Here is an 8,508-nt window from a genome sequence, read left to right as displayed (position 1 = left end):
CACCCGGCGGAGTCTTTCGTCCCGGCGACAACCTGCCTTTGGGACGGAGGAGAAGATATAATCTGCGGATGCCTTTGGAATCCATCGCTGCTTTGCGAGGTTTTTTCGAGCTTAGCAGCGCGATGCATTCCACCGAGTGGAAACGTGCTCCGCAGATTATATCTTCTCCGAAGTCCCAACTCACGACAACTCTCCCTCAGGACGAAAGACTCATAACACCACACCATCCCCCGTCCGCCGGCCATCCCGGCGGCGTCCTCACCTGCTTAACTAAATCCCCTATCTGAATGCATCCTGCGGTTGCCGTACTGTTTTACCTGTGCTATACTTTTGCCATCAGCTGTTATAGTCATCACGCATTACTATTCGCCGCCGGCGGGAACTGCCGGGCAGCGGCAGAAGCGACAGGAGGTTTCAAAATGGATCAGATAAACGAAACAGGTACGAATAATACAGATAAAAGCAAAAACATGGATAAAATCCATGAATCCGGTAAAAAATACACCTTTGAAGATTTGCGTGAAATCATGCGCACGCTGCGCTCGGAAAATGGCTGTCCCTGGGACCGCCGTCAGACCCATGAGAGTCTGATACCCTGTCTGGAGGAAGAGGCGGGCGAGGTAATCGACGCAATCCGCAATCAGGACCCCGAAAATCTCTGCGAGGAACTGGGGGATCTCCTGTTCCAGGTGATGAGCCACAGCCAGATAGCAGAGGAAAAAGGACTTTTTACAATTGACGATGTTGTGGACGGAGTTAGCGCAAAGATGGTCAGAAGGCATCCTAACGTATTCGGGGATGAGAAAGTTAATTCATCAGAAGAAGGACTTGATTTATGGAACCGAATAAAAACGGAGGAAAAGAGTAAAAAAGAGCAAAAAACCTTGACAAAACAAGGATAAATGTATATAAATGTAAAGTAAAGCATTACAAGAAAACTTGAGTAATATGAGCTCATATGAGAAGATGACAGGAGGAATATATCAAATGAATAAGACCGAATTAATCGCTGCTGTGGCAGAAAAGGCAGAACTTTCCAAAAAGGACGCAGAGAAGGCAATCAAAGCTTTCACTGATGTGGTTTCTGATGAATTAATTAAAGGTGAGAAAATCCAGTTAGTTGGTTTTGGTACATTTGAAGTAGCAGAGAGAGCAGCAAGAGAAGGAAGAAATCCTAAGACTGGCGAGACAATGCCGATCGCAGCTTCCAAAACACCTAAATTCAAAGCTGGAAAAGCATTAAAGGATATGGTAAACGCATAATTCTATGAGATTAGATAAATTTTTAAAGGTTTCGCGCCTGATTAAGAGAAGAACCGTAGCCAATGAGGCTTGTGATGCCGGCAGGGTTCTGGTTAATGACAAACCGGCCAAGGCGTCCCTGAATGTAAAGACGGGCGACATTATCGAAATCCAGTTTGGTATGAAGTCTGTGAAAGTAGAAGTGCTGGACGTGGCAGAGACGGTCAAGAAGGACGAAGCGAAAGATCTTTATCGTTATTTGTGAGTTTTAACATAAAGAGGATAACCTCCTAATATATTTAACAATAGTTAGATATATCAGGAGGTTTTTTGCATGGAAGAAAAGTTAAACCGGCGGCCTCATAAGCTGGAGGTAACGGGCAGAGGGACGGGCAGTGTGACCGGAATCCAGGACGTGGTGTCATTCGACGAAAACCAGATTATACTGGATACGGATATGGGTCTCCTGACAGTGAAAGGCAAAAGCCTGCATGTGAGCCGGCTGACGCTGGAAAAAGGGGAGGTTGACATAGAGGGGACGTTCGACAGCTTTGCCTATTCCTCCAATGAGAATTACCGCAAATCAGGAGAATCCCTGTTTAACCGGCTGTTCAAATAATAAGAAAAGGCGGGCAAAAATGGGATGAGCATGACAATTCGCTATGAATTACAGCTGTTGGCTGCGAGCCTGACGGTGGGAATCTGCCTGATGATGGTTTACGACGGCCTGAGACTGTTCAGAACCCTGATTCCCCATGGCAATTTCTGGACAGGCATTGAAGATGCCGTTTACTGGGCAGGCTCCAGCATTACCACGTTTCTCCTGCTGTTTGGGCAGAATGACGGGATACTCCGATGGTATGCCATATTCGGCGTTCTTATGGGAATGCTTGTCTATAATCTGACCGTCAGCCGTATTTTGCTTAGGCTCTTGAAAAAAGTGGAGAAATATCTTACAATAAGAAAAATAAAACGTCAAAAGATCAGGCAGAAGCAGCTGGAAGAGGAAGAGAAGCAGCGCCTCCTGAGAGAACAGAAACAAAAGGAAAAGAAAGAGCAAAAACTTCGACTGCGCGAAGAAAAGCAGAGACACAGGGAAGAAAAACAGAAAGAAAAGCGGGAAGAAAAGCAGCGGCTTTGGCAGGAGAAGGAAGCGAAGAGACAGATTCTTTTAAAAGAGAAAGAAGAACAGGAATTACGCAGGAGCAGAAAGGCGGAAGAGGAGAGAGATGCGGGAAAGCGGAAGAATGAGAAGAAAAAAGAAAGAAAATCTGAATAACCGCATGGCACTGATCGGCATCACTCTGGTGGTTCTGAGCCTGGCGACAGCGGTTCACTTAAAAGGGCTTGACCTGAAAAAGAAAGATCTGAATTATCAAATCAGGGAGGAAAATCTGAAGGCCCAGGTCCAGGCGGAAGAGGAGAGAGCGGCGGAGCTGGAACAGTACCGTGTCTATGTCCAGACGAAACAATATATTGAGAAAGTAGCCAAAGAAAAATTGGGTCTTGTCAATAAAGATGAGATTCTGCTTAAGCCGGAGGAAAAGAAGTAGCGTAGCAGTTCAGACGGCATGAACTGATACGGAGCAGAGGCCGGTAAAGATGCAAAAACAGGAATAACAGAAGCGGATTCGGGCGAAACCTGAGGTTATCTGTCGTACGATTTCCGGTATTCCACCAATTAATTTGACAAATATTTCCCTCCGGCCTGTATATAATGGTTTCACGCAGGTTAGGAGGGATTTTTGTGCTTAAAAAGAAGAGTTTACATAGAGACATGGCGGATGTCAATGTCTATACGGCCAGACGCCTGAAGGATATGGCAATGTCGCTGAGCGGCCTGGCTCAGGCGTTTGCAGACGAAATCGGGGGAGGACGGCAGCTGACAAAGGATGACGGTCTGGCAGCCATGCAGACTGCGGCGGCAGCGGTCTGCGGAGACTGTGTAAGATGCAATCTGTACTCAGGCAGCAAAAGAGAGGACAGCTATTATCTTTACTATCTTCTCCGCGCATTTGAACAGAAAGGGAAAATCGACATGGAGGACATGCCCCGGCTGTTCAATGAGGCGTGCCGGAGAAAGGATGACTATGTCCTGCATCTGAACCGGAACCTGGGACGGGCCACGATGAATCTGTCGTGGAAAAACAGATTTCTGGAGAGCCGGGACACCGTCATCGTGCAGTTCCGTGAACTTGCTTCCATCCTGGAGGAGTTTTCCGGTCAGATGGAAAATGCGACGGATATCACCGGAGACTGGGAGGAACAGATCAAGTACATCTTCCGCCGCCACCACATGAAGGTGGAGAATATGCTGATGCTTGAATACGAGAATGAGCAAAAGGAAGCGTTTCTCACCGTCCGCAGCACCAACGGCAGATGCATGACGGCCCGGGATGCAGCGGATCTGGTGGGACGGGCCATGTCGGGCCGGAAATGGAGTCCGGCAAAGGACAGTAAGAGCATTATTACCAGGAATGCGGCCACATTCCGCTTCGTCGAGGAGGGAAAATACAGAATGCTCCATGGGGTGGCCAAAGCGGCAAAGGGGGGCGAGCTGATATCAGGGGATAATTTTACCATCCATGAAGGGCTGCCGCGCCAGGTGATTATGAGCCTGTCGGACGGTATGGGCAGCGGCCCTCTGGCAAACGAGGACAGCAGCAAGGTGGTGGAGCTGACACAGCAGCTTCTGGAGACCGGATTTTCCGCCCGTTCGGCGCTCAAACTGGTCAATACGGTGCTTTTACTGGCAGGCACGGAACAGAATCCGGCAACGCTGGATTTGTGCTGCGTGGATTTGTATACGGGGGTTCTGGAGGCAATGAAGCTGGGAGCCGTGCCGACGTTCATTGTGGGACATGACGGAGTGGAGGTCCTGGAAGCGGGGGATGTGCCGATGGGTGTGGTAAAGACCGTGGAACCGGTACTCCTGTCGCGGAAAATGTGGGATAATGACAGAATTATTATGGTCAGTGACGGAGTGCTGGAGGCATTGCCGGGTGAAAACAAAGAAGAAACGCTGAAAGATTTTCTGGAAGGAACCGGGACAGGCAATCCGCAGGAGATGGCGGAGCGGATCCTTGAGTTTGCCGGTTCGTTTGAAGAGCAGCCGGGAGATGATATGACGGTCCTTGTGGGGGGAGTTTTTGAGAGATAGCCCTTGTGAAACGGACGGGATTCCTGTATACTGTAGGCAAACAGGCGAAGGGATGCTTGCTGCCGTTACATTTTCGCACGGTCAGCGCAGCAAATGCGTAGGAAAATACCTCGCGGAATACAGACCGTGAATGGTAACGGGCAGATACCGGGAATTATATTATGAAGAAAGAGACTCTTAATTTTATTCAAAAATATCATATGGCTGAACAGGGAGACGGAGTGATCGCAGGCCTGTCCGGAGGAGCGGATTCCGTCTGTCTGCTCCGTATTTTGCGGTGTCTCAGGCAAGAGCTTGGAATTGAGCTTCGGGCAGTCCATGTCCACCACGGGCTCAGAGGATCGGAGGCTGACAGGGATGCCGCCTTTTCGGAAGAACTGTGCAAAGAGCTTGATATCCCGTTTAAAACAGTAAGAATCAACGCGGCTGAAGAAGCCCGGGAAGCAGGGATATCAGTGGAGGAAGCGGGACGCCGGGCCAGATACCGGATTTTAGAGGCAGAGGCGCTTTTGTGGGAGAAAGACGGCCGGAACCATGTCCATATCGCTACTGCCCATCATGGAAACGACAGTGCGGAGACAATCCTTCACAACCTTTTCCGGGGTTCAGGCTTGAAAGGCCTGTCCGGGATACCGCCGGTCAGGGGCAGGATTATCCGCCCGATTCTGTGGGCGCAGCGCCGGGAGATACTGGACTGGCTCCGGGCGCATGGATATCCGTATGTGGAGGATTCCACCAACAGCGGGACAGATTATACGAGAAACCTGATCCGGAATGAACTGCTGCCGGTAATCACATCCCGCATTAACGGGCAGGCAGTCCAAAATATTCTGAGGGCCGGCGAACATATCTGCGAGGCGGACCGGTATCTGGAAAAGACGGCCGGAGAGTGGGTGCGCCAGCATGCCGTTGCGGCGGCTGCCGGGAATGCCGGAACAGAAAACGGCAAGGAAACCGCAGTCTTTATGGCAGCGGAGCTGCTGAAAGAGGATAGGATTATCAGGAGGTATGCTGTGCGCATTATCCTGAGGGAACTGGGCTGTCCTCTAAAAGATATTACAGCCAGGCATATAGACAGTGTCCTGGAACTTTTAGGGAAAGGGACAGGGAAAGAAGTGAATCTTCCCTATGGCATGACGGCCGGAATTGAATACGGCAGGCTCATATTCAGCCGTGGAAAAGAGGCGTATGCCATGCCGGATTCAATTGCCGGTCCGGAAAGGAGCGGGGAAAGGGCGGCGGCCCGGCTTGATTTTCAGGTTTTTCCCCGGCAAAATCAGCAGGAAATTCCCAAAAACCAGTATACGAAATGGTTTGATTATGATAAAATAAAAGATACGTTATCTGTCAGGAACCGCCAAACAGGCGACTATATTACGCTGGCATCGGGAGGCAGGAAGTCGGTAAAATCCTTTATGATTGATGAAAAGATTCCCAGGGAAAGCCGGGATGCGGTTCTGCTTCTGGCGGAGGGGAGCCATGTATTATGGATTGTGGGATACCGTATCAGCGAATATTACAAGGTAACGGAACAGACGAAAAATATATTACAAGTACAAACAGACGGAGGAACAGACAGTGGCCGATAAGATCAGGGTATTGTTAACAGAAGAAGAGGTAAATAAAAGAATCAGTGAAGTTGCGGAGCAAATCAACAGGGATTATGCGGGAAGACACGTTCATTTAATTTGTATCTTAAAGGGCGGCGTATTTTTCACCTGCGAGCTGGCGAAACGTCTGGATTTGTCGGTTTCCCTTGATTTTATGTCCGTTTCCAGTTATGGTGCGGGGACGAAATCCAGCGGTATCGTAAAGATTGTCAAGGATTTGGATGAACCGCTTGAGGGAAAGGAAGTTATTATCGTAGAGGACATCATTGATTCCGGAAGGACGCTTTCCTACCTGATCGAGGTTCTGAAGCAGAGAAATCCAAAGAGCATCGAGCTTTGCACTCTGTTAGACAAACCGGAGCGCCGTGTGAAGAAACAGGTTCAGGTCAGATATACCTGCTTTACCATCCCGGATGAGTTCGTAGTCGGGTATGGACTTGACTATGATCAAAAGTACCGGAATTTACCATATATAGGAGTAGTGGAAGTATAAGGAGGAAGCCAGTTGAAACAGCGGCAGTCATTTGGAGGGGGCATGGGACTTCTGATCCTTGTAATGCTCCTCATAATGTTATTCAGTACAAGAAACCAGAGCATGTTTATGCCGGGTAAGATCAGTTATCCCGAATTTATGATGAATGTGGAAAACGGGAGCATCAGCAGTGCAGTGATCAAGCCGAACCGGGAAACACCGACAGGAGAAGTGGAGCTTTACATGACATCCGGCGATAAGCAGGATTTCTATGTTCTTGACACGAAGGAAATCGAGACAGCTTTGAGAGACGCAGGGATTGCATACAAGGTCGCAGAAGTCCAGCAGGACAATTATTTCATGACCGTAATCCTTCCGATTGCGCTTTCGGCCGGTGTGCTCATCTTTTTCTTTGTGTTTATGAATTCACGTTCCGGAGGCGGCGCCAATGCGAAGATGATGAATTTTGGCAAGAGCCGTGCAAAGATGAGCCGGACCAGCAATATCAATTTCACAAAGGTTGCCGGGCTTCAGGAGGAAAAAGAAGAATTGGAGGAAATCGTGGATTTCCTTAAAAACCCGCAGAAATACACGGGAGTCGGCGCAAGGATCCCAAAGGGCGTTATCCTGGTGGGCCCTCCCGGAACAGGAAAGACGCTTCTTGCCAAGGCAGTGGCCGGAGAAGCCGGAGTTCCGTTCTTTTCGATATCCGGTTCGGATTTCGTGGAGATGTTTGTCGGCGTGGGCGCATCACGTGTCCGTGATTTGTTCGAGGATGCCAAAAAGAATGCCCCCTGTATCGTATTTATCGATGAGATTGATGCCGTGGCCCGCCAGAGGGGAACCGGTATGGGCGGAGGCCATGATGAGAGGGAGCAGACGCTGAATCAGCTGCTTGTAGAGATGGACGGCTTTGGAGTTAATGAGGGAATCATTGTCATGGCAGCTACCAACCGTGTGGATATCCTGGATCCGGCGATTCTGCGTCCGGGCCGGTTTGACAGGAAGGTGGCGGTCGGCAGGCCAGATGTGAAGGGACGCGAGGAGATACTCGGTGTCCACACGAAGGATAAACCGCTGGGCGAGGATGTGGATCTGCACCGTATAGCCCAGACGACATCCGGATTCACCGGTGCCGATCTGGAGAACCTGATGAACGAAGCCGCCATTAATGCCGCCAAAGACGGAAGGAAGTTCCTGATGCAGGCAGACATTGAGAAGGCATTTATCAAGGTCGGGATTGGCGCTGAGAAGAAGAGCAAGGTTATTTCGGAAAAGGATAAAAAGATTACCGCTTATCATGAAGCGGGCCATGCAATACTTTTCCATGTGCTTCCCGATGTGGGGCCGGTTCATACGGTTTCCATTATTCCTACCGGAATAGGGGCTGCGGGCTATACGATGCCGCTGCCGGAGACCGATGACATGCATATGACGAAGGGGAAGATGCTCCAGAACATCATGGTATCCTTGGGAGGACGTATCGCGGAGGAGATTATATTTGATGACATCACTACCGGCGCGTCTCAGGACATCAAGCAGGCTACGTCCATTGCAAGAGCCATGGTGACGGAGTATGGCATGTCCGACAAAGTCGGAATGATTAACTACGGCGGGGACAGCAATGAAGTATTCATCGGCCGTGATCTGGCGCATGCACGCAGCTATGGTGAGACAGTGGCCAGTACGATAGACAGTGAAGTGAAGAAGATTATTGACGACTGCCACGAAAAAGCCAAAAAAATGATTCTTGAACATGAAGATGTACTGCATAAATGCTGTGAGCTTCTTCTGGAAAAAGAGAAGATAGGACAGGCGGAATTTGAAGCACTTTTTGCCTGATTTCAGGGCCGCTACAATCAAAAACCATTGATTGCAGCGGCTTTTGTGCGATATGATAGGCACTCTGCCAAAAGGTGGAAAAAGAGGTGCCCAATATGCACAAAAAAAACGGGTTAATTATTTGATGTTTGTGCAGACTTATTTTGGCACCTGTGCTATTATAATACTCGTAACCCCCCCCC

11 protein-coding genes are annotated in these 8,508 nt (G+C 49.4%); 10 read left to right on the top strand and 1 reads right to left on the bottom strand.

The window, feature by feature from the left end; all coding sequences use genetic code 11:
* The coding region (locus CLOSYM_RS23165) for a hypothetical protein (RefSeq protein WP_207638255.1) at positions 1–184 on the bottom strand (184 nt) is incomplete at its 3' end.
* A 286-nt stretch (positions 185–470) separates the two neighbouring features.
* Between CLOSYM_RS23165 and CLOSYM_RS03445 the strand changes: the two genes are divergently transcribed.
* The 10 genes from CLOSYM_RS03445 (at position 471) to ftsH (ending at position 8,326) form a co-directional block, all read left to right on the top strand.
* On the top strand, positions 471–902 hold the full coding sequence (locus tag CLOSYM_RS03445) for a MazG family protein (RefSeq protein ID WP_171032270.1): 432 nt from the start codon (positions 471–473) through the stop codon (positions 900–902).
* 85 nt (positions 903–987) lie between these two features.
* Positions 988–1,263, top strand: coding sequence for an HU family DNA-binding protein (locus CLOSYM_RS03440; protein WP_044902105.1), 276 nt, complete (start codon positions 988–990; stop codon positions 1,261–1,263).
* 4 nt (positions 1,264–1,267) lie between these two features.
* The gene (locus CLOSYM_RS03435; protein WP_003504841.1) at positions 1,268–1,507 is read left to right on the top strand and encodes an RNA-binding S4 domain-containing protein; all 240 of its coding nucleotides are present in this window, start codon (positions 1,268–1,270) and stop codon (positions 1,505–1,507) included.
* A gap of 69 nt (positions 1,508–1,576) precedes the next feature.
* On the top strand, positions 1,577–1,861 hold the full coding sequence (gene yabP / locus CLOSYM_RS03430; protein WP_003504842.1) for a sporulation protein YabP: 285 nt from the start codon (positions 1,577–1,579) through the stop codon (positions 1,859–1,861).
* Between the two features lie 24 nt (positions 1,862–1,885).
* Positions 1,886–2,521, top strand: a complete 636-nt coding sequence (gene yabQ / locus CLOSYM_RS03425; RefSeq protein ID WP_003504843.1) for a spore cortex biosynthesis protein YabQ — start codon at positions 1,886–1,888, stop codon at positions 2,519–2,521.
* Entirely contained in the window at positions 2,472–2,795 is a 324-nt protein-coding gene (locus CLOSYM_RS03420; protein ID WP_044902104.1) for a septum formation initiator, read from the top strand. The genes yabQ and CLOSYM_RS03420 overlap by 50 nt, the downstream gene beginning before the upstream one ends.
* 188 nt (positions 2,796–2,983) lie before the next feature.
* On the top strand, positions 2,984–4,402 hold the full coding sequence (locus CLOSYM_RS03415; RefSeq protein ID WP_227072570.1) for a SpoIIE family protein phosphatase: 1,419 nt from the start codon (positions 2,984–2,986) through the stop codon (positions 4,400–4,402).
* Positions 4,403–4,563: 161 nt separating this feature from the next.
* Positions 4,564–5,991, top strand: coding sequence for a tRNA lysidine(34) synthetase TilS (gene tilS, locus CLOSYM_RS03410; RefSeq protein ID WP_003504846.1), 1,428 nt, complete (start codon positions 4,564–4,566; stop codon positions 5,989–5,991).
* Complete coding sequence (gene hpt / locus CLOSYM_RS03405) at positions 5,981–6,505, top strand: hypoxanthine phosphoribosyltransferase (protein WP_003504847.1); 525 nt, start codon at positions 5,981–5,983, stop codon at positions 6,503–6,505. Before tilS ends, hpt begins: the two co-directional genes overlap by 11 nt.
* 42 nt (positions 6,506–6,547) lie before the next feature.
* Entirely contained in the window at positions 6,548–8,326 is a 1,779-nt protein-coding gene (gene ftsH / locus CLOSYM_RS03400) for an ATP-dependent zinc metalloprotease FtsH (RefSeq protein WP_003504848.1), read from the top strand.
* Positions 8,327–8,508 lie beyond the last annotated feature (182 nt).

It is taken from the genome of [Clostridium] symbiosum ATCC 14940 (genome assembly GCF_000466485.1).
Lineage (GTDB): Bacteria > Bacillota > Clostridia > Lachnospirales > Lachnospiraceae > Otoolea > Otoolea symbiosa.
The sequence above is the reverse complement of the archived record's forward strand: the minus strand, read 5'-3'. Positions and strand labels throughout refer to the sequence as shown.

Coding starts and splice junctions, on each gene's coding strand:
- CLOSYM_RS03445 (WP_171032270.1), top strand. CDS start 471: ATGGATAAAATCCATGAATCCGGTAAAAAATACACCTTTGAAGATTTG.
- CLOSYM_RS03440 (WP_044902105.1), top strand. CDS start 988: ATGAATAAGACCGAATTAATCGCTGCTGTGGCAGAAAAGGCAGAACTT.
- CLOSYM_RS03435 (WP_003504841.1), top strand. CDS start 1,268: ATGAGATTAGATAAATTTTTAAAGGTTTCGCGCCTGATTAAGAGAAGA.
- yabP (WP_003504842.1), top strand. CDS start 1,577: ATGGAAGAAAAGTTAAACCGGCGGCCTCATAAGCTGGAGGTAACGGGC.
- yabQ (WP_003504843.1), top strand. CDS start 1,886: ATGAGCATGACAATTCGCTATGAATTACAGCTGTTGGCTGCGAGCCTG.
- CLOSYM_RS03420 (WP_044902104.1), top strand. CDS start 2,472: ATGCGGGAAAGCGGAAGAATGAGAAGAAAAAAGAAAGAAAATCTGAAT.
- tilS (WP_003504846.1), top strand. CDS start 4,564: ATGAAGAAAGAGACTCTTAATTTTATTCAAAAATATCATATGGCTGAA.
- ftsH (WP_003504848.1), top strand. CDS start 6,548: ATGGGACTTCTGATCCTTGTAATGCTCCTCATAATGTTATTCAGTACA.